The sequence below is a fragment of the Paraburkholderia sp. JHI2823 genome, assembly GCF_038900695.1.
GTDB classification, from domain to species: domain Bacteria; phylum Pseudomonadota; class Gammaproteobacteria; order Burkholderiales; family Burkholderiaceae; genus Paraburkholderia; species Paraburkholderia mimosarum.
This window is the reverse complement of the sequence record NZ_JAYMRY010000426.1, coordinates 1-255: the sequence shown is the minus strand read 5'-3', so window position 1 is coordinate 255 and position 255 is coordinate 1. Positions and strand designations below refer to the sequence as shown.

1 protein-coding gene is annotated in these 255 nt (G+C 72.9%); it reads left to right on the top strand.

Annotated features, from left to right (window positions below):
- Positions 1-255: pyridoxal-phosphate dependent enzyme (locus VSR34_RS39270; protein ID WP_342965332.1), on the top strand; the 255-nt coding region annotated here is incomplete at both ends.

Here is a 255-nt window from a genome sequence, read left to right as displayed (position 1 = left end):
CGCCCGCGCAGCTCGAGCGCGGCGTGATCACCGCCTCGGCGGGCAATCACGCGCAGGGCGTGGCGCTTTCGGCGGCCAGGCTCGGCGTGAAGGCCGTGATCTGCGTGCCCGTCACCACGCCGCAAGTCAAGGTCGATGCGGTGCGCGCCCATGGCGGCGCCACCGTCGAGGTCGTGCAGGCGGGCGAGTCCTACAGCGACGCCTACGCCCACGCCGTACGGCTGCAGGAGGAGCGCGGCCTGACCTTCGTCCATC